The organism is Flavobacterium myungsuense (assembly GCF_042677265.1).
GTDB classification, from domain to species: Bacteria; Bacteroidota; Bacteroidia; order Flavobacteriales; family Flavobacteriaceae; genus Flavobacterium; species Flavobacterium myungsuense.
On record NZ_JBHTIZ010000046.1, the window covers coordinates 42,460 to 63,281 of the forward strand.

21 protein-coding genes are annotated in these 20,822 nt (G+C 30.3%); 8 read left to right on the plus strand and 13 right to left on the minus strand.

Translation table 11 applies throughout. The features are described from left to right. The first annotated feature begins 3 nt into the window (after positions 1 to 3). The 5 genes from ACFQ0S_RS12840 (at position 4) to ACFQ0S_RS12860 (ending at position 4,716) form a co-directional block, all read left to right on the plus strand. Positions 4 to 891 carry a 3-hydroxyacyl-CoA dehydrogenase family protein gene (locus tag ACFQ0S_RS12840; protein WP_379759436.1) on the plus strand — a complete coding sequence of 296 codons (888 nt, stop codon included), beginning with the start codon at positions 4 to 6 and terminating at the stop codon, positions 889 to 891. Positions 892 to 927: 36 nt separating this feature from the next. Further along, positions 928 to 1,569 carry a YggS family pyridoxal phosphate-dependent enzyme gene (locus ACFQ0S_RS12845; protein WP_379759433.1) on the plus strand — a complete coding sequence of 214 codons (642 nt, stop codon included), beginning with the start codon at positions 928 to 930 and terminating at the stop codon, positions 1,567 to 1,569. A gap of 103 nt (positions 1,570 to 1,672) precedes the next feature. Next, positions 1,673 to 3,034, plus strand: coding sequence for an exonuclease domain-containing protein (locus ACFQ0S_RS12850; RefSeq protein WP_379759430.1), 1,362 nt, complete (start codon positions 1,673 to 1,675; stop codon positions 3,032 to 3,034). Positions 3,035 to 3,036: 2 nt separating this feature from the next. Then, entirely contained in the window at positions 3,037 to 3,966 is a 930-nt protein-coding gene (gene miaA, locus ACFQ0S_RS12855; protein ID WP_379759427.1) for a tRNA (adenosine(37)-N6)-dimethylallyltransferase MiaA, read from the plus strand. A gap of 9 nt (positions 3,967 to 3,975) precedes the next feature. Further along, positions 3,976 to 4,716 carry an acyl-[acyl-carrier-protein] thioesterase gene (locus ACFQ0S_RS12860; protein ID WP_379759424.1) on the plus strand — a complete coding sequence of 247 codons (741 nt, stop codon included), beginning with the start codon at positions 3,976 to 3,978 and terminating at the stop codon, positions 4,714 to 4,716. A 33-nt stretch (positions 4,717 to 4,749) separates the two neighbouring features. Here ACFQ0S_RS12860 and ACFQ0S_RS12865 read toward each other — a convergent pair whose 3' ends face one another. The 11 genes from ACFQ0S_RS12865 to ACFQ0S_RS12915 all read right to left on the minus strand — a co-directional run bounded on the left by ACFQ0S_RS12865 (position 4,750) and on the right by ACFQ0S_RS12915 (position 15,921). After that, positions 4,750 to 5,466 carry a response regulator transcription factor gene (locus ACFQ0S_RS12865; protein ID WP_379759421.1) on the minus strand — a complete coding sequence of 239 codons (717 nt, stop codon included), beginning with the start codon at positions 5,464 to 5,466 and terminating at the stop codon, positions 4,750 to 4,752. A gap of 7 nt (positions 5,467 to 5,473) precedes the next feature. Continuing rightward, a complete protein-coding gene (locus ACFQ0S_RS12870) occupies positions 5,474 to 7,060 on the minus strand; it encodes a sensor histidine kinase (RefSeq protein WP_379759418.1) in 1,587 nt (528 codons plus the stop codon). A 72-nt stretch (positions 7,061 to 7,132) separates the two neighbouring features. Further along, entirely contained in the window at positions 7,133 to 7,717 is a 585-nt protein-coding gene (gene coaE, locus ACFQ0S_RS12875) for a dephospho-CoA kinase (protein ID WP_379759415.1), read from the minus strand. After that, entirely contained in the window at positions 7,714 to 8,712 is a 999-nt protein-coding gene (locus ACFQ0S_RS12880; RefSeq protein WP_379759412.1) for a glycosyltransferase, read from the minus strand. Before ACFQ0S_RS12880 ends, coaE begins: the two co-directional genes overlap by 4 nt. 84 nt (positions 8,713 to 8,796) lie before the next feature. Beyond that, positions 8,797 to 9,606, minus strand: coding sequence for an enoyl-ACP reductase FabI (locus tag ACFQ0S_RS12885; protein ID WP_379759409.1), 810 nt, complete (start codon positions 9,604 to 9,606; stop codon positions 8,797 to 8,799). 104 nt (positions 9,607 to 9,710) lie between these two features. Beyond that, positions 9,711 to 10,901, minus strand: a complete 1,191-nt coding sequence (gene fabV, locus ACFQ0S_RS12890; protein WP_379759406.1) for an enoyl-ACP reductase FabV — start codon at positions 10,899 to 10,901, stop codon at positions 9,711 to 9,713. Between the two features lie 76 nt (positions 10,902 to 10,977). Then, positions 10,978 to 12,630, minus strand: a complete 1,653-nt coding sequence (gene recN, locus ACFQ0S_RS12895) for a DNA repair protein RecN (RefSeq protein WP_379759403.1) — start codon at positions 12,628 to 12,630, stop codon at positions 10,978 to 10,980. Between the two features lie 44 nt (positions 12,631 to 12,674). Continuing rightward, complete coding sequence (porD, locus tag ACFQ0S_RS12900; RefSeq protein WP_379759400.1) at positions 12,675 to 13,559, minus strand: type IX secretion system protein PorD; 885 nt, start codon at positions 13,557 to 13,559, stop codon at positions 12,675 to 12,677. Further along, positions 13,552 to 14,790 (minus strand): bifunctional phosphopantothenoylcysteine decarboxylase/phosphopantothenate--cysteine ligase CoaBC, encoded by a 1,239-nt coding sequence (gene coaBC / locus ACFQ0S_RS12905; protein ID WP_379759397.1) that lies wholly within the window; start codon positions 14,788 to 14,790, stop codon positions 13,552 to 13,554. The genes porD and coaBC overlap by 8 nt, the downstream gene beginning before the upstream one ends. Positions 14,791 to 14,794: 4 nt before the next feature. Continuing rightward, positions 14,795 to 15,118 (minus strand): DNA-directed RNA polymerase subunit omega, encoded by a 324-nt coding sequence (locus tag ACFQ0S_RS12910; RefSeq protein ID WP_151108330.1) that lies wholly within the window; start codon positions 15,116 to 15,118, stop codon positions 14,795 to 14,797. An 8-nt stretch (positions 15,119 to 15,126) separates the two neighbouring features. Further along, entirely contained in the window at positions 15,127 to 15,921 is a 795-nt protein-coding gene (locus tag ACFQ0S_RS12915; RefSeq protein ID WP_379759394.1) for an outer membrane protein assembly factor BamD, read from the minus strand. A gap of 339 nt (positions 15,922 to 16,260) precedes the next feature. Between ACFQ0S_RS12915 and ACFQ0S_RS12920 the strand changes: the two genes are divergently transcribed. Continuing rightward, positions 16,261 to 17,496, plus strand: coding sequence for a tRNA modification GTPase (locus ACFQ0S_RS12920; RefSeq protein ID WP_379759391.1), 1,236 nt, complete (start codon positions 16,261 to 16,263; stop codon positions 17,494 to 17,496). A 112-nt stretch (positions 17,497 to 17,608) separates the two neighbouring features. Here the strand turns inward: ACFQ0S_RS12920 and dapA are convergent, their stop codons facing one another. Beyond that, a complete protein-coding gene (dapA, locus tag ACFQ0S_RS12925; protein WP_379759388.1) occupies positions 17,609 to 18,505 on the minus strand; it encodes a 4-hydroxy-tetrahydrodipicolinate synthase in 897 nt (298 codons plus the stop codon). Position 18,506: 1 nt separating this feature from the next. Then, a complete protein-coding gene (locus ACFQ0S_RS12930; protein WP_379759385.1) occupies positions 18,507 to 19,025 on the minus strand; it encodes a DUF6913 domain-containing protein in 519 nt (172 codons plus the stop codon). A gap of 138 nt (positions 19,026 to 19,163) precedes the next feature. On the opposite strand from ACFQ0S_RS12930, the gene ACFQ0S_RS12935 reads away from it, so the two are divergent. After that, positions 19,164 to 19,850 carry a 5'-nucleotidase C-terminal domain-containing protein gene (locus ACFQ0S_RS12935; RefSeq protein WP_379759382.1) on the plus strand — a complete coding sequence of 229 codons (687 nt, stop codon included), beginning with the start codon at positions 19,164 to 19,166 and terminating at the stop codon, positions 19,848 to 19,850. A 36-nt stretch (positions 19,851 to 19,886) separates the two neighbouring features. Further along, entirely contained in the window at positions 19,887 to 20,798 is a 912-nt protein-coding gene (locus tag ACFQ0S_RS12940) for a bifunctional metallophosphatase/5'-nucleotidase (protein WP_379759379.1), read from the plus strand. Positions 20,799 to 20,822: the final 24 nt, after the last annotated feature.

The window sequence follows — 20,822 nt, forward strand, 5'->3', positions numbered from 1 at the left end:
AATATGAAAACAATAGCCGTAATTGGTGCAGGAACGATGGGTAACGGAATTGCACATACATTTGCGCAAAGCGGATTTACCGTAAAACTAATTGATATCTCCGAAAAATCGTTAGACAAAGGGATGGCAACTATTGCTGCTAATCTAGAACGAATGGTTGCAAAAGGAACCATTACAAATGAAGAGGTTGTTAAAACAATCACTAATATAATAACCTATACCGACCTAAAAGACGGTGTCGTTGGCGTAGATTTAGTAGTTGAAGCCGCTACTGAAAATGTTGAATTAAAACTGAATATATTCAAGCAACTGAACGAAATTTGTTCGCACAATACCATTTTAGCGACCAACACTTCTTCTATTTCCATCACGCAAATAGGTGCAGTAGTTGCTCATCCTGAACGCGTTATTGGGATGCACTTTATGAATCCAGTGCCTATCATGAAATTGGTCGAAATCATTCGTGGATACAATACGAGTGACGAAGTGACTAAAATCATCATGGATTTATCGCAAAAACTAGGAAAAACTCCCGTTGAAGTCAACGATTATCCTGGCTTTGTAGCCAATAGAATTTTGATGCCTATGATTAATGAATCCATCGAAACACTTTACAACAAAGTGGCTGGCGTTTATGAAATCGATACCGTTATGAAACTTGGAATGGGTCATCCGATGGGACCATTGCAATTAGCTGATTTTATTGGACTTGACGTTTGTTTGGCAATTTTAAACGTAATGTATGACGGATTCAAAAATCCAAAATATGCGCCATGTCCGTTATTAGTCAATATGGTTCGAGCAGGAAAATTAGGAGTAAAATCTGGAGAAGGCTTTTATGATTATAGTGAAAGTAAAAAAGCAGAGAAAGTGGCTAAACAGTTCTTATAAATTAACAATGAATAATTAATAATTGATAATTTAAAAATGTCAATAAAACAAAATCTACTCAACATAAAATCGGCATTACCAGAACATGTAACTCTGGTTGCTGTTTCTAAAACCAAACCCATTTCTGATTTAATGGAAGCCTATGATGCGGGTCAACGCATTTTTGGTGAAAACAAAATCCAAGAAATGGCTGAGAAATGGGAAGCGATGCCTAAAGATATCGAATGGCATATGATAGGTCACGTTCAGACCAATAAAGTTAAATTTATGGCGCCATTCGTAAGCTTGATTCATGGTGTAGACAGTTTGAAATTATTAGAGGAAATAAACAAGCAAGCACAAAAAAACGACCGAATTATCGATTGTTTACTACAAATTCATATTGCTGAAGAGGAAACAAAATTTGGTCTTAATGAAAAAGAATTGAACGAAATTCTCTCTTCTGCAACATTTCAAGAAATGAAAAAAATTCGAATTGTTGGTTTAATGGGAATGGCAACTTTTACCGATAATCAAGAGCAAATCAAGAAAGAATTCACTCATTTGAAAACGATTTTTGATACTACAAACCAACTTCTAACTTTATCTATGGGAATGTCTGGCGATTATAAACTCGCAATTGAATGCGGAAGCACTATGGTTCGAATTGGAAGTAGTATATTTGGAGGACGAATTTGATTTTTGATTTCAGATTAACGATTTTTGACCCTAGCGTCAGCGAACTGGCGAAGCATTTTAGATTTCACAACTTAATACTAAAACTGAACACCGAGCACTTATTTTGTATGCAATAATCGACATAGAAACCACTGGAGGCCAATTTAATGAAGAGGGAATTACTGAGATTGCCATTTACAAATATGATGGGCATGAAATTGTAGATCAATTTATTAGTTTGGTAAACCCTGAAATTCCAATACAGCCATTTGTTGTAAAACTAACAGGGATAAATAATGCCATGTTACGATTGGCTCCAAAGTTTTATGAAATCGCCAAACGTATTATTGAAATCACTCAAGATTGTGTTATTGTGGCCCATAATGCAAGTTTCGACTTCAGAATTCTTCGTACTGAGTTCCGTCGATTGGGATATAATTTTGAAGCAAAAACGCTTTGTACAGTCGAACTCGCTAAAGTTTTAATTCCGGAACAACCCTCCTACAGTTTAGGTAAATTGGTACGTGCTTTAGGAATTCCTATGGCAGACAGGCATCGGGCCAGTGGAGATGCATTAGCTACTGTGAAACTCTTTAAAATGCTTTTAGATAAGGATTTAGAAAAAGTGATTCTGAAAGAACTTATTAAAACAGAAATTGTTAAAGGGATAGCTCCCAAATTATTAGATATTGTTGAAAGTTTGCCTTCAAAAACGGGAACTTATTACATTCATAACGAAAAAAGCGAATTGATTTATATTGGCAAAAGCCGAAATATAAAAAAAAGAATCAATCAGCATTTTACTGGAACGACTACAAAATGTAAAAAAATTCAGTCCGAAGTTTTTACAGTAACCTATGATGAGACAGGTAGCGAATTGATTGCTTTATTGAAAGAAAGTGAAGAAATAAAAATCAATAAACCTATCCTTAACAGAGCACAACGCAAGACTATTTTTCAATGGGCTTTGTACTCAGAATATGACAATAATGGCTATCTGAATTTAAAATTGCAAAAAGCCGATGGTCGAAAAAAAGAAATCACTTCATTTACAACACTACAAGAAGGAAAAAATACGTTATTTCGAATTACTTCTGAATATCATTTGTGTCAAAAACTTACTGGACTTTACATTACTAAATCGGAGTGTTTTCAATACAAAATAAAAGAATGTGATGGTGCTTGTACTGGCAAAATTTCGGCATTAGTTTATAATGAAAGAGTTCAATCCTACATAGACAAAAATAGTTTCGAAAATCAGAATATGGTTTTAATTGATAGAGGACGAACTATTAATGAACGAAGCGCTATTTTGATAGAAAACGGGATTTATAAAGGATATGCCTTTTATGATTTGAATTATCAAATTAACAACATCGATATCCTTAGAAACATTATAATTCCGATGCAAAACAATCGAGACACTCGAAATATTATCCAAAGTCATATTAGAAGAAGTAAGAGTTTGAAAATTAAAAAATTCTAGTCATGGCTAAATTTCTCATCACCATTGTTGGACCAACGGCTATTGGAAAAACAGCGTTGAGTATTGCTTTAGCGCAGCATTTTAAATGCGATATTCTTTCTTGCGACAGCCGACAGTTTTTTAAGGAAATGACAATTGGCACAGCTGTACCAAGTATAGAAGAATTAGCTTCTGCAAAGCATCATTTTATACAAAACAAATCTATTTTTGACAATTATACGGTTGGCGATTTTGAAAAAGAAGCTATTGCTAAACTTGATGAATTGTTTTTGACCAATGATTTTGTGATTCTAGTAGGCGGTTCAGGATTGTATGTAGATGCGATTTTGAAAGGATTTGATGATTTTCCTGAAATTGATGTTAGAGTTCGTTTGGCTATTCAAGCTGATTATGATAAATTAGGAATTGACTATTTACAAAATCAATTGAGGAAATTAGACGCTTCCTATTTTGAAAAATTAACTGTAGAAAATCCTCAAACGTTGCAAAACCCGCAACGAATGATGCGGTTTGTTGAAGTGTGTATGGGTTCTGGAAGACCATATTCATCTTTTATTAATCAGAAAAAAAAGGAGAGAAGCTTCACTCCTATTCTCATTGGTTTAGAAGCAGAAAGAAGTATTATTTATAGCCGAATTAATCATCGTGTTGATGTTATGATTAATGATGGTTTATTGGCTGAAGCCAAAGACTTATTTCCAAATAATGAATTAAATGCGTTGCAAACGGTTGGTTATAGAGAGCTGTTTCGTTTTTTTGATGGCGAATTTACTTTAGAATTTGCCATTGAAGAAATCAAGAAAAATACCCGAAGATTTTCTAAAAGGCAACTTACATGGTTCAAAAGAAATGAAAATACAAAATGGTTTGATTGTTTAACTGATAGAAATAAAATCATTGATTATATAACTGGAATAATTCATAATTCATAAATTATTTATATGCCTATCTCTTCACATTTCACTTCAATACTTTCTAAAAACTGGGAAATCAATTTTACTCAATGTGCCCCAAACGGATATTTAAAGTATACCGATTTATGTAACCTCTTGCAATTAACGGCTGCGGCACATTCAGAAGTTGGAGGCATCAGTTTTTCTGATATGCAAGAATTCAATCAGGCATGGGTATTAAGTCGAATGCGAGTTGAAATATCAGAATTACCCAAATGGAAAGATACCGTAACGGTAAAAACGTGGATTGATTCTTTAGAAAATTCCCGTTCTGTTCGTGCTTTAGAAATGTATGTAGATGGAAAAAAGATTGTTGGTTCTGAAACTTTTTGGGTAGTTTTTAATACTAAAACCCGAAGACCAGAACAACTTGCTTTACCTTTTAATCATTTTGAATTGTATCCAGAACAAAAAGCTACTATGCAACCATTTTCTAAAATTAGTATTTCTGATGAAAAAGAAATGGTTTTTGAAAAAACGGTTCGTTTATCTGATCTAGACAATGTAAATCACGTAAACAATGTAAAATATCTAGAATGGTGTTTGGATTTTGTTGATGAAAACCAAATTCTGAATCAAAATATAGAAAGCTTTGAAATGAATTTTCTAAAAGAATTATCCTTAAATGATAAGGTAATACTTCATGAGAGTCAATCAATAAACAAAACTATTTTTAGCATTACAAAGGAAAATAAAAACTGTTTTGCTCTGCAATTGAATTGGAAATAAAAAAGGCTTCGATTTCTCGAAGCCTTAATTTCATTATAATGTTACTTTGTTTTTTACTACTAATCTAAATCCTTCTCCATGAATGTTTAGAATTTCAACATTTTCATCAGGTTTTAAGTATTTTCTTAGTTTAGCAATATACACATCCATACTTCTTGAAGTAAAGTAGTTATCGTCTCTCCAAATTTTTGTTAGAGCGAGTTCTCTTGGCATTAAATCATCTTCATAGATAGCCAACATTTTAAGGAGTTCATTCTCTTTTGGAGACAATTTTATTGGTTCTTCATTTTTAAACGTTAAAAAACGAAGTTTAGAATTCAAATGAAAGTTACCAATTTGAAACTCAAATTTAACATGTTCACTTTTTACATCGGTTGTTTTTCTTTGAATAATGGCTTTAATTTTCATCAACAGTACTTCTGAATCAAAAGGCTTGTTCAAATAATCGTCGGCTCCTGCTTTATACCCTTTAAGCACATCTTCTTTCATAGATTTTGCAGTAAGGAAAATAATTGGCACTTCTTTATTTTTTTCTCTTATTTCTTTCGCCAAAGTGTACCCATCTTTATAGGGCATCATGACATCAAGAATGCATAAATCGTAGGTATCCTTTTTAAATTTTTCGAAACCTTCCATTCCGTTTTTTGCCAATGTTACATCAAAATCATTAAGCATTAAGTAATCTTTTAATATTGCACCAAAATTTTGGTCGTCTTCTACTAAAAGAATTTTTTTATTATCTGTTTCCATACTATTTTTAGTTAATTAGTGGTATTTTTATTATAAATGTACTTCCTTTTCCTTTTTCGCTTTCAACGAATATTTCACCGTTGTGATCTTCTACAATCCTTTTTACATAAGCTAGGCCCAATCCGTGTCCTTTTACGTTATGTAAATCTCCAGTATGCTCTCGATAGAATTTTTCGAAAATCCTTTTTTGAGCTACTTTACTCATTCCTGCTCCTTGATCTTTAATCTTGATGATAACAAAATCTCTTAAGTTTTCTGTATAAACATCAATTTTAGGAACATCAGGAGAATACTTTATGGCATTATCTAACACATTTACGAGTACATTAGTAAAATGAACATCGTTAAGCAAAACTGTTGTTCTATTAGCCAGTAAATGTGTGGTTATAGTTCCTTGCCTGTCTTCTATAATTAAATTTACATGTTCTATAGCATCTTCAATAATGTCGTGAACGTTATTTGACTCTTTTGTAATGTCTAATTCTTTCTTTTCTAATTTCGAAATTCGTAATACATTTTCTACTTGTGCATGCATTCGTTTATTTTCATCCCGAATCATTTGCAAGTACCTGTTTATTTTTTCTTTATCTTCAATTACTTTAGGATTTTTTATGGCATCAAGCGCTAGATTTATTGTAGCAATTGGTGTTTTAAATTCGTGAGTCATATTGTTAATAAAATCAGTTTTAATTTCTGAAATCTGCCTCTGACGTATTAATTGGTTTAATGCACTAGAATAAGCAATAATAATGATTAGTGTAAAAATGATTGACAATAAAGTAATTCCTACTAATTCAGAGAACAGAAATTTTTGTTTATGAGGAAAACTAACTAATAATTCATATTTACTTTTACCCTCGTTATCTGTAAATACATGAATTGAATAAGTAGCGTTTTTATCAAACTTAAAATTATCCGATTTTACTTTAGTTGCCAATCCGTTACTATAAATTGCAAATTCAAAGGGAGTTTTTACTTCGTACTCTTTCAACTCCATTTCTAGTAATTCATGAAGTTTTTCTTTTGAAACTCTATCTTTTAAAGGTTTTGCAGCAGCAATATCTTTAAAAAATATTTCAAATTGTGCATTTTCAAGAATTTCTAACTTTCCTGTCTTTCTAATTTTAATGTCTGGAAGTGTTTTTTGTTGAACGCTTGTTTGATCAATGTCGTTATTATTGTATACTTCTGTGACTCTTTTAGAGGTAAAGTTTTTTAGTTTTTTTAAACTGTCAGTTTTTTTATCAAAGAACGAGGAAGAAATACTAAAATCTTCTGATACAATATTATTTGAATAAATTATTGTTTCGTTAGTTCGTGAATCTCTTTGATAGTATCCAAATTCTAGAAAATCACTTTTTTCAGGTTCTTTTCCTATACTATCTTTTAATTTTTTATACTTATCAATAAAACTGTACGCTTCTTCTTTTTGAATTTTATCAGCAACGTTTCCAATTACTTGAGTAATATGATACCTAAACTGTTCATCATTATTTTTAAATGAAGTATTAAACCAGTATACCTGAACAAGAATTATTCCTATTAAGGATAAACTCATCAAAACTACAAGTAAACGAAAAAACAATTTATTCATCGACACAAATTTAAGCAATTTAACATTTATACTGTGATTGTATTAACCAAAGATTAACAAATGTTAATAATATTATTGAATTGTAATTTTTTTAAGAATTTTATTAACTTGACGCTTTGCTTCTTCTAGAGTATTATTTTCAACAATGAAGTCACTTTTTTTGATTAAATCTTCATCTGATAATTGATTTTTAATTCTATTAAGCACCTCTTCTCTTGAAACTGAATCTCTTATCATAACCCTATTAATTCTTGTTTCTATTGGAGCAATTACTGAAATAACAGCATCACATTGCTTATAACTCCCACTTTCAAATAATATTGCTGTTTCATATACAATAAAATCAAAATTTGAGTGATGCAAAACCCAATTTTTAAAATGTTTTTTTACAGCAGGATGAATTATCTCGTTCAGCTGCTTTAATTTATTGGTATCATTAAAAACAATTTGAGAGACTTTTACCCTATCTAGTTTTTCATTATTAAAAACTTCATCTCCGAAAACTGTTCGAATTGATTGAAGAATATCTGGTGATTCTGTAATTTTTCTAGCTTCATCATCAGCAATATATACAGGAATTCCTTTCTCAGCAAAATATTTGGCAATGGTTGTTTTTCCGCTTCCAATGCCTCCCGTTAATCCTATAATTTTTGTCATGATTTAAAGAATAATTCAGGAAATGCTTTTTGAGGATTTTGTTTTAATACTATTATTTTGAAATAGGAATTAATGAATCCCAAACCATAGCCAAAAAACTGTTTCCAAACTGCAATAACAGATAAGTAACCTATTTTTATGCTCTTATTTTGATAGCTGGAAACTACAAAAATCATTAAAAAATAGAAAACATAACACTTAAATAGTGTGTCATGTAAAAGTATCAATAAGAAAATTGAAATACCAAAACCAATACTAAAAACCGATGGAAAAAAATAAGTAAGCTTATTGTATTGAGGATACCTACTATTTAAAATAGGCCTTGCTTTTCCGAATTTATTTACCTGAATTGAAAACTTATTCCAATCGATTCTTCGTTTATGATACACAAAAGCGTTAGGAAATAATTTGGTTTCAAATCCTAAATTCCATAATCGAATAGTTAAATCGGGATCTTCACCGGGATGAATGTTTCCAAAACCACCTGAAACTTCAAAAGCCTTTTTAGACAATCCCATATTGAAACTTCTGGGTTGGAATTTATCTATTTTCTCAGATCCTCCTCGAATTCCGCCTGTGGTTAAAAAAGAAGTCATGGCAAAATTTATGGCTTTCTGTACATCTGAAAAAGAATCTAACGCTTTATCCGGTCCGCCGAAGCAATCTACATAATTGTTTTGTAAGCTTTTGGCAACTTCAGACAAATAGTGTTTTGGTATAATACAATCAGAATCGAAAATAATAAAATAATCACCTTTGGCTTTGTGCATTCCAAAATTTCTAGAATCTCCTGGCCCTGAATTTTCTTTGAAATAGTAGGAAATATTTAGTTTATTTTGATAATTATCAACAATATTCTTACACGTTATTGTAGAGCCGTCTTCAATAATTACTACTTCAAAACCAGCACTATAATCTGATAACGATACACTTTCTAAAAGCTCATCTACTTCATCGGGTCTATTATAAACTGGAATAATTAATGAAAAAAACATGTTTCAAATTTTTTAACAAATATAAACTTTATAGAAAACAAAAACCATCTAAATGATGGCTTTTAAGTTGAAATTAATTTGAATTTACTCTTTAAAATGATCTAGAATTTCCTGACTAACACCCATATTAGAAAATCCTCCATCGTTATACAAATTCTGTAACGTTACTTTCTTAGTTAAATCTGAAAACAAAGTAACAGTATAATTAGCACAATCTAAAGCAGTTGCATTACCTAAAGGCGACATTCTATCAGAATAGGCTATAAAATCATCAAAGCCTTTTACTCCGTTTCCTGCCTTAGTGGCTGTTGGCGATTGTGAAATGGTGTTGACTCTTACCTTCTTATTTTTACCAAAAAAATAGCCAAAACTTCTCGCAATAGATTCTAAATAGGCTTTATTGTCAGCCATATCATTATAGTCTGGAAAAACGCGTTGTGCCGCCATGTAAGACAACGCAACGATGCTCCCCCACTCGTTCATAGCTTCTTTTTTGTATAATACTTGTAGTACTTTATGAAATGAAAGCGCTGATACGTTCCAGCCTTTTTCTGTAAATTCGTAATTTTCATTGGTGTAATGAATGCCTTTTCGAACATTTACTGACATCCCTATTGAATGAAGCACAAAATCAATTTTACCGCCTAAAATTTTCATTGCTTCATCGACTAGAAGTTCTAAATCGGCTACCGAAGTGGCGTCTGCTGGAATAATTTGAGCATGGGTTTTTAACGCTAATTTGTCAATTGTACCCATTCTTATAGATGCTGGTGCATTTGTCAATACAAAAGTACCGCCTTCTTCATGTACACGCTCTGCCGTTTTCCAAGCAATTGAATTTTCATCTAAAGCTCCAAAAATAATTCCTCGTTTTCCTTTTAATAAATTGTACATATTCTAAAATTATAAATAAATTTCTATTTGTTTTTAATAAAAAACATCTAAACCCTTTACTACAAAAGTAAAGAAATTTAGATGTTACTTCTTTGTGTAAACAATTATTTAATACTATCTACATTTACCATTTCATTGGTGTCTGCTAGATAATCTACTCCTTCAAATCCAAATCCAAATAGGTTATAAAAATCTTTTCTGTACCCTTCTAAATCACCTATTTCTAATAAATTATCGGTTGTGGCAATTGCCCATAATCTAGAAACTTCATTTTGAACTTCGGCATCCAATTCCCAATCGTCTATTCTAATTCTTCCTTTTTCATCTACAGGAACAGTTGACCCAGTAAACAATCGTTGTTGGTACAACCTTTGAATTTGTTCAATACACCCTTCATGAGTTCCTTTAGCTTTCATAATTTTATATAATAATGAAATATACAAGGGAATTACAGGTATTGCTGAACTTGCTTGGGTAACCAAAGCTTTATTAACAGAAACGAATGCATTTCCGTTAATACTTTTAAGACTGTCTTTAATAGAAAAAGCGGTAGCTTCAAGATGGTCTTTTGCACGACCAATGGTTCCGTTTCTATATACAGCTTCTGTTAATGAAGAACCGATATAAGAATAAGCAACTGTCGTTGATCCTTCAGCTAATAAATTATTTTGTTTTAAAGCATCAATCCACATTGACCAATCCTCACCTCCCATAACTACAACTGTATTTTCGATATCGTAGCCACTGCAAGGCTCTATTGTAATTTCAGATACTTTTCCTGAATGAAAATCTACTGTATTATTGGTAAACGTTTGCCCTATTGGTTTTAAAACCGAACGATGCAAAACTCCAGTAGTTGGATGCAAACGAACAGGTGATGCGAGACTATAAATTACTAAATCTATTTGACCTAAATCAGCTTTTATAAGATCAATAGTTTGTTGTTTGATTTCGTTAGAAAATGCATCCCCGTTTATACTTTTTGCATACAAACCGGCGTTTGCTGCTTCTTTTTCGAAAGCTGCAGAATTGTACCATCCTGGAGAGGCCGTTTTTCCTTCCGTTGGTGGTTTTTCAAAAAACACTCCAATTGTTGCTGCATCAGAACCAAATGCACTTGCAATTCTAGAAGCCAGTCCAAATCCTGTTGAAGCACCAATTACCAATACTCGTTTTGCGCCATCAATTTTACCTTTGGATTGTATATATTCGATTTGATTTTTAACGCTTTGTTCGCATCCCTTTGGGTGGGCTGTCAAACATATAAATCCTCTCATTCTTGGTTCAATAATCATATTTTAAATATTAATGTGTTGTTCTAAAATTTAAATTTTGAAATAATTTATTAAAGCGTAAATATAGCAGATATTTTTAATCTAGCAACGCTTTTGCATGATTCAAAGCTGAATCTGAAACAACGGTTCCTGACAGCATTTGAGCAATTTCTATAATTCGTTCCTCGTTAGTTAACAATTTCAATTCCGATTGTGTTATCTCGTGAATAATGGTTTTAAACACCTTGAAATGATTATTTCCCTTAGCTGCGATTTGTGGCAAATGGGTAATGGCAAAAACTTGCATGCTTTTACTCATTTCTTTCATAATATCGCCCATTTTGATGGCTATTTCTCCAGAAACTCCAGTATCAATTTCGTCAAAAATGATGGTTGGTAATTTAGAATACTGAGCTAGTATTGCTTTTACAGCGAGCATAATTCTTGATAACTCACCTCCAGAGGCTACTTTTTTAAGCAACCCAAAATCTGAACCTTTGTTTGCAGAAAATAAAAATTGCAATTCATCTTTCCCGTTTTGAAAATAATTTAATGTTGTATTGATTTCTATATTAAAACGAACATTTGGCATGCCTAAAAGTTCGAGAATTGCAATCAATTTTTGAGTTAAAGTTGGTATTGCTTTCTCCCTATTAGAATGAATTAAATTTGAAATGCTATCTAACGCTATGACTGACTGTTGAATTTCTTTTTCTAAAATAGTAATTTGATTTTCTAAAGCACTTACTGCAACTACTTTAGTATCTAAATCGTTTTGAATTTGCAATAATTCTTGAATACTTAAAACCTGATGTTTTTTTTGAAGACTATAAATTAATTGTAACTTTTGAGTCACTATTACTAATTGTTCTGGATCGTTAATAAGACTATCAACCACTTGATTTAACTCATTTGCGACATCATCTAATTCGATTATAACGCTATTTACTCTATCAAATAATGATTGATATTCGGCAGAAAAACTAGTTGTTTTTTGTAAAGAATTTTTAATTTCTTTTAAATTCTGCAACACACCAAACTGCTCATCAGATGCTATACTCAGTGCTTTTTCGACATTTTCTTTTATTGCTTCAACATTAGATAATTTTTCTAAAATCAATTCTAACTCTTCTTGATTACTTGACTCTAATTTGGCTTGAAGCAACTCTTCTAATAAAAATGAATTATAGTCCTGTTCCTTTAAAGCCAATTGCATTTGATTATTTAAATCTAATAAATCGGATTTTTGTTTCTTAAACGACCTTAATGAAGTAGTATACTTCTCTAGTAATTCCTGATTATTTGCTATAGCATCTATAATTTGAAATTGAAAATCTTCATCAGATAATTCTTGCGTTTGATGTTGAGAATGAATATCAATTAAATACAAACTCAAATCTTGTAATTCCTGAAGATTTACCGGAGTATCATTTATAAAAGCTCTTGATTTACCTGAAGGCAAAATCTCTCTTCTAATAATGGTTTCGGCTTCATAATCTAAATCATTTGCTGTAAAAAAAGGCTGCAAATTGTAGTCTGAAATTTGAAAATGAGCTTCAATAACACATTTTTCACTTTTATTTTTAAGTGACGATAAATCGGCTCTTTTTCCTAAAACTAATCCCAAAGCACCTAAAAGTATGGACTTTCCAGCACCAGTTTCTCCAGTAATTATTGATAAGCCTTTAGAAAAATCTATTGATAATTTTTCAATCAAGGCATAATTTTCGATAGAAAGTGATGTTATCATTTAGAGCTGAAATACAGTAATTTTATTTTTAATAACCATTTTATTTATCTAATTTCAGCCCACTTAGCAGCATTTAATGGAGAAACCCGATTTAAATTAGCAACTAAATCATCTACTGGAATATTTGGTCCGCCAGAAAAAATAGAAACTATTTCATCCGATTTTGAATCAAAAAACACTCGAGATAAAAAGGAATTCGGACGAATCGAATTTATTTTAGAGAATAACTCTACAGCCGATTTTATTTTTGTTTTCGCTCCTTTTAAATCTGTACTCATTGTATCTAATCCTGAAAAATGATATTGAAGCATTGCTTCTCTAAAAATACTAAAAGTATTTGACATGATGTCATTTAAAAGATGAAATCTATTTTGATTGCTATCGCCTTGCGACCAACCTTTATAACCGCCGTTTTGAGCCACAGAAGTAATTTCTTGTGCAGTTTCAAAACTAGATGTTCCACCGTTTAATGCAAAAGTATCAGCATCAATACCAATTATCATGTAACAGTAATATGCAATTACTGATAATAAATTAGAATCGAAATTGGCTGGGTTAAAAATTAAATTTTGAAATTCAGTATAAGTAAAACTAAAATCTTTATCGTTATAATTAAATACTGGCGAGGAATACGTTGAATTATATACAGCACGTGAAGATTGCACTTGTAAAGTTGTTGTAAATTTATCAACATCATACGAAGTCACATTTATAACCATCGAACAATTTATTCTTTCGTTAGGTTTGTATTCTTTTCCAGTCCAATTGGTTTTATTGATAAAATCAGACAATGCTTTTTCTAGAGTGCCAAATATTTGATTATTGGTTCGAGTAACTTGGTCAAAATTTACTTTTACAACACAATTAAGCTCTTGAGCATTTGCAAAAGGCATTGAAAACAAAAAAAGAAAAAGAAAAACTCTAGTCATAATGCGCAATAATTTTATTTAGTATATCATTAGCAACGGCTTCTTTCGATTTTAATTGCATAGACTCCACATTAAAAAAGGAATCAATAAAAGTAACTTTATTGGTAGATTTTCCAAATCCAGCACCTTCATCTTGCAATGAATTTAAAACTATCAAATCTAAGTTTTTTTTCTGAATTTTTAACTTTGCATTTTCAATTTCATTTTCGGTCTCTAAAGCAAACCCAATTAAAAATTGCTTATTTTTAATTTTTCCTAAAGATTCTAAAATATCTTTTGTTTTTTCTAATTCGATAGTAAAATTGGCATCCGATTTTTTAATTTTCTGATTAGAGACAATTTTAGGTCTATAATCAGCAACCGCTGCTGCTGCTATGGCTACATCAACATCATTAAAATAAAGATGACAGGCATCATACATTTGTTGGGCTGAGACTACCGAAACTATTATTACTTTAGAATCATCCAATTTTTGATGAGTAGGTCCAGTTACTAAAACAACTTCAGCTCCTAAATTCGCTGCACTTTTTGCAATATCAAACCCCATTTTTCCTGAAGAATGATTTCCTATAAAACGCACAGGATCAATTGCTTCGTATGTAGGACCAGCAGTAATGAGTATTTTTTTTCCTTTTAAGGGAAGTTTGCTCTCTAAATCGGCTTCAAGAAATGCAATAATATTCTCAGGTTCTGCCATACGACCTTCGCCAGAAAGACCACTAGCAAGTTCTCCATTTTCAGCAGGAATAATAGTATTTCCAAAATTTTTTAAAGCCTGAAAACTTGCGACAGTTGATGGATGTTTGTACATATCTAAATCCATTGCCGGAGCAAAATAAACAGGGCATTTGGCTGATAAATAAGTTGCAATTAACAAATTATCGCAATTGCCATTTACCATTTTAGAAAGTGTATTGGCAGTAGCAGGAGCAATTACCATAATATCTCCCCAAAGTGCTAATTCAACATGATTGTTCCAAAAATTATCACTTTTAGACTGTTGAGTACTGTTCCCAGAGTCATTATCTTCACTATAAAAAGTAGAATATACAGGATTTTTAGAAAGCGTAGATAAAGTGAGTGGAGTTACAAAATCCTTAGAAGCAGGTGTCATTATCACTTGGACATGCGCACCTGCTTGTATAAATAATCGTACTAATGTTGCTGTTTTGTAAGCGGCAATACCACCAGAAATTCCTAGTATTACTTTTTTACCGCTTAAAACTGACATTATACTATTTGTTATTATTAGTATCTCTGTAATAAATTTTACCGTCTAACCATTCTTGAACAGCTAGGGCATGAGATTTAGGTAATTTTTCGTAGAATTTTGAAACTTCAATTTGTTCCTTGTTTTCAAAAACTTCTTCCAAACTATCATTATATGTAGCAAATTCTTCCAACTTTTCTGTTAGTTCTTTTTTAATTTCAGAATTAATTTGGTTTGCTCTTTTAGCCATAATCGTTATCGCTTCATATACGTTACCAGTAGGCTCTTCAATAACACTTTTATTGTAAGTGATTGTGTTTACTGGAGCATTCGTCTTTTTTAAATCCATGACTTTAATTATTTAGAAAATTGTTGTAAATCTTTTTCAATCTTGGCTAACATTTCGTCAGCTTTTTCTCGGTATTCTTTATTCTCGGTATTTTTAATTAGGTTACCATAGGCAACTTTCGCATTTATCAATCGGTCTTGCATTTTCGAAACTACGCTGTTTATTGCTAAACGATAGGCAGAATCTAACCTAAAAAACAAGGCTTCTTCTTTGTACTTTGTTCCTGGATAATCTGAAATAAAGTTATCTAGTGCCACAATTGCCGATTTATAATCTGAAATTGTATTGTATTCTTTAGCATTCTCGTATACTTTCTTCTCGATTTTATCCGTTAATATTTTTAAATCTGCATTAGCTTCAGTAACAAACTCAGAATTTGGATAAACATCAATAAATTCTTGTAATTTATTAATTGCTTTAAAAGTATCTGCTTGATCTAAACTATATACTGGGGATAATTTTGAATAACTTTTAGCTCCTAAAAAAGACGCTTCTTCTACTTTCTCACTTTTTGGATAGCTTGAGGCAAAACTTTCAAATTGATATCCTGCTAAATAATATTGCTTGGTTCTATAATAAGACTGAGCAAACATATAAAACATTTTTTCAGCTTGAGGCTTTCCTCTATAGGCTGGGGCAATTTCCTCAAAAATACGTATCGCTTTTTCAAATTTTCCTAAATCGTATAACTTAGAAGCCATTTCATATTTTACTCCAACATCTTCAGATTTTAATGCTTTTTGATATTCGCTACACGAGCAAAAAAAGCTCACAAGAAGGATATAACATAAAATTTTCTTCATTTTTAATGGCAATATGCTAATGATTTAAAACAATATTGGTATTATAAAACCAACTGCAAATTTAGTTTTTATTTTAATGAATACAAATATTTATTTTATTAAAAAAAACATAATTAAAGTTGGAAGAAATACCAATTGTGAAAGGATATTTAATTTTCACTTGGATAAAGCTTTTTTTGATTTTTTATCAGGACTTTTTTAAACTATAAACTGAATGAATTAAAATAAAAATCGCACACAATATTTAGTTTTTCAAACAATACTAAATTAATTTAATACATTTGAATTCTTTAATATTTACGCTATCAAACAAGATAAAAAATTAAAATTTATTTAAAAATGAAACATAAAATAAATAAGTCACTATTATTGCTACTTTTTATTTTTTTATTAAGTTTTAATGTTTTTTCTCAAATCTCATTCGAGAAGGGTTATTTTATAACTAATACAGAACAAAGAATTGAGTGTTTAATAAAAAATCTCGATTGGAGAAGCAATCCAACAAATTTTGAATATAAATTATCCGACAATGATGAAATTATCAATAATAACATAAAATCAGTAAAAGAATTTGGTATTTATAACAATTTAAAATATATAAGTTATAATGTAAAAATTGATAAATCAAATGAAAATATTAATAATCTTAACTATGAAAGAAATCCAGTTTATAATGAAGAATTACTTTTTTTAAAAGTTTTGGTTGAAGGTAAATCTAATTTATATTTTTATGAAAATGGAAACCTTCAAAAATTCTTTTATAATATTGACAACTCTACTATAAAGCAGTTATTTTATAAAAAATACCTAACTACTGACAATAATATAGGGAAAAACAGTTTATTTAAACAGCAATTAAATAACGATTTAAAATGTCAAACTATAGATTTGAATAAAATTGAAAATTTAGAGTATAAAAAAAACAGCTTAATCAATTTTTTTAATGAGTACAATACATGTTCCAATTCTGATGTAAAAAATTATGATAGGAAAGTAAAAAAAGATTTATTCAATTTAACAATTAGAGCACATGTAAATAACTCTTCTTTATCAATTGAGAAATCTATTTCTGAGCGTAATGTTGATTTCGGAAACAGATTAGGCATTGGTTTGGGAATAGAAGCAGAATTTATTCTTCCTTATAATAAAAACAAATGGGCTGTTGTGATCGAGCCTATATATAGAAGCTTTAATTCTGAAAAAACCTCTGATGTTTCCTTTGTTTCTGGAGGCAAGCTAAAATCAATTATTAATTATAGTTCTATTGAAGTACCTTTAAGCGTTAGACATTATCTTTTTTTAAAAAATGGTTCTAAAATTTTTATCAATGCTTCGTACATCTTTGATTTTAGTACAAATTCTTCAATAGAATTTAATAGATTGGATAACTCTAGTTATGATTCTCTAAAAATTAACGCTCGAAACAATTTAGCTTTTGGTTTAGGATATAAATTTAAAGAAAGATACAGCATTGAAATGAGAGTCCAATCTAATAGAAATATTTTAGGAGATTATGCCTATTGGAAAGCAAACTATAATACATCATCAATAATTTTTGGATATTCTTTGTTCTAATTTAATCAATTAAAAATAGTTTTTTCTGATATTAAGTTGGTATTAAATTTAAGTATATTTGGATTATAGATATTTTATTAATTTTATTTTAACATGTATTTATTATGTTAATTTAATCAAATAAATTGATTTTATTTATTCTCTTTTCTTCTTTATGTAATCTACTTGCTAAATTTTCATCGACATTTACTAATGGCAATCTCACTGTGTTTTCCGACAATCCTAGTGATTTAAAAATTTCTTTTATTCCTGCAGGATTTCCTTGTTCAAAAATCATATCGATACTATCTAATAAAAGATAATGCAGCTCATAAGACTCTTTAACTTTATTTTGCAAGGCTAGTCTTACCATATCAGATGTTTGTTTTGGAAAACCCTCCCCTATAACTGATATGACTCCGCTTCCTCCTGCAAAAATAATAGGCAAGGTTACCATATCGTCACCAGAAATAACCAAGAAATCTTTTGGTTTGTGTTGAATTAATTTCATAGCTTGAACTAAATCACCTGCTGCCTCTTTAATAGCAACAATATTTTTAAAATCAGTAGCTAAACGAATCACTGTCGATGGCAATATATTGCTCGCTGTTCTTCCAGGCACATTATACAAAATAACAGGAATAGATGACGCTTGAGCAATCGATTTGAAATGCTGGTATATTCCTTCTTGAGTAGGTTTGTTATAATAAGGAGAAACCGATAGGATGGCCACAAATGGAGATAAATCTCTGGTTTTTAATTCTGTAACAACCTGATGTGTATCATTTCCTCCAACCCCAAGTACTAATGGCAACCTACCGTTATTAGCATCAATAATAGTTTTTATAACTACTTCTTTTTCCTGGTCATCAAGAGTAGCATTTTCGGCAGTAGTCCCTAAAATTACAAGATAATCAATTCCGTTATCGATTTGATATTGAACGATTCTTTTTAGAGCTTCAACATCTACCGAAAAATCTTTTTTAAATGGTGTAACTAGTGCAACTCCAGTTCCTATTAATGATTGCATATTATATTTTGTTTAATATTTTTAGATATTTAAATAATTCGTCTATAAATACCTTATAGTTTTCAGCATTTGTTTGAATCATAAAATGATTCAGTTTTTTATCAATTGAAGCAAATCCTACTTTAAAACTCGCTTTTGATTGATTGGAAACTAAAAGCAGTGCAGATTTTTCAGTATCGTAATAATTAATTAATAAATCGAATTTTCTTGCAACAAATTCTTTTACTTCTGATTTTTCGAAAGTTGCCGTCCAACTTAAATCTTTATGACTAAATGTTGGATAATCAAAAACCTCGTTCTTCTTTATTTTATCTTTAAAAACCAGTATCTGAATATTACTTTCAAGAATTCTATTCTCAACTAATTCGTGAACTAATGCTTCCTTCTCGTAAAAATAGGTCTCGTCAAATACAATTCCAACCGTTTTTATAGTAGTATCAGAAGAAATATTCTTTACATTTGATAATGTATTTTTAACTATCTTTTTGGTAAAAAAATTCTTTAAGTAATTTAAAAACATAGTATTTTTACTTGGGCTACAAAATTAATTAAATAAGTTGCACTTTAGATGACAAAACTAAAAAACTACAATGCATTATTCCAACATTTTGTTATATTCTTAACATTATTATTTTTTATAGGTTGTGCACAATCAAAAATGTTTGTCACAAAAATTGAGGGTAAAGAAATTGGCATTACTGATAAAAATAAGGAAATACCTTCAATTGAAGAATTCATAAAACCTTATCGAGAAAATATAGACAAAGATTTGAATACAATTTTAGCCTATGCTCCTCAAACTATCGATAAAACTGGAGAGTGGCAAACAACAATTGGAAATTTACTTGCCGATGTTACGCTACAAAGAAGCAATTTGATTTTTAGTTCTAGAGAAAAAAAAGATATTGATATTTGTTTGTTGAATCATGGAGGAATACGCTCAATAATTTCTAAAGGTAATGTAACTGCTAGAACAGCTTATGAAATTATGCCTTTTGAAAACAGTGCAATTATTGTTGCTTTAAAAAGTGATCAAATTATTGAAATTGCCAATTATATAATCTCAGAAAAGAAACCTCATCCTTTGTCAGGATTAAACTTTACTATTGGAAAAGATAAAATGGCAAAAAACATATTGGTACATGGCAAACCATTAGAAAATGAAAGAATGTATTATGTTGTAACTTCTGATTATTTAGCAAATGGAGGTGATAATATGACTTTTTTTAAGAAAGGAATCGCTAGCTATACTATAGATTATAAACTTAGAAATGTATTAATTGATTACTTTAAAGAAGTAGATACCATTCCAATTATTACTGATAAAAGAATTAATATTGAATAAAAAGAAAAGAGGTTGCTTTGTGCTTCGCATTGACATATGAAAAGAAGAGATTTTATACAGAAAACAGCAGCTAGTTCTACACTTTTAGGATTAGGATTATCGTTGAGTAGTTTCGAAAATGTAAAATCGAGACATCTCACTGTACTTCATACCAATGATGTTCATAGTTACATTGATCCGTTTCCGGTAACACACCCTAAAAATCCAAATATGGGAGGAGTATCAAGAAGAGCAGCATTGATAGAAAGTATTCGTAAAGAAAACCCCAATGTTTTATTGCTAGATGCCGGTGATATTTTTCAAGGCACACCATATTTTAATTATTACGGTGGCGAATTAGAGTTGAAGCTCATGAGCATGATGAATTATGATTTGGCAACATTAGGTAATCACGATTTCGATAACGGAATTGATGGATTTTATTCTCAAATGCATCATGCAAATTTCGATTTTGTTTCGGCCAATTATAATTTTGAAAATACTATTTTGAATGGAAAGGTGAATCCTTATAAAATTATTCATAAAAACGGAATAAAAATAGGTGTTTTTGGCCTAGGAATAGAACTAGAGGGATTAGTAGATAAAAAGAACTACAAAGAAACGGTCTATCTAAATCCCATAGAAATTGCTCAAGATATGAGTCGAATTTTGAAACAGGAAAAAAAATGTGATTTAGTGATATGCTTGTCACATATTGGGTATCAATATAAAAATGACCCCGATAAAATTTGTGATGTAAAATTAGCCACTCTTACCAAAGATATTGATTTAATTATTGGAGGACACACACACACTTTTTTAGATAAACCAACCGTTTTAAAAAATGCTGAAGGTAAAGATGTTTTAGTAAATCAAGTAGGATGTTATGGGATTAACCTAGGTAGAATTGATTTTTATTTTGATAATGATACTTCTTTAATTTCTAAAGGTAAATCAATAATTGTTTAACTAAGATGTTTTTAGAAGTATTTT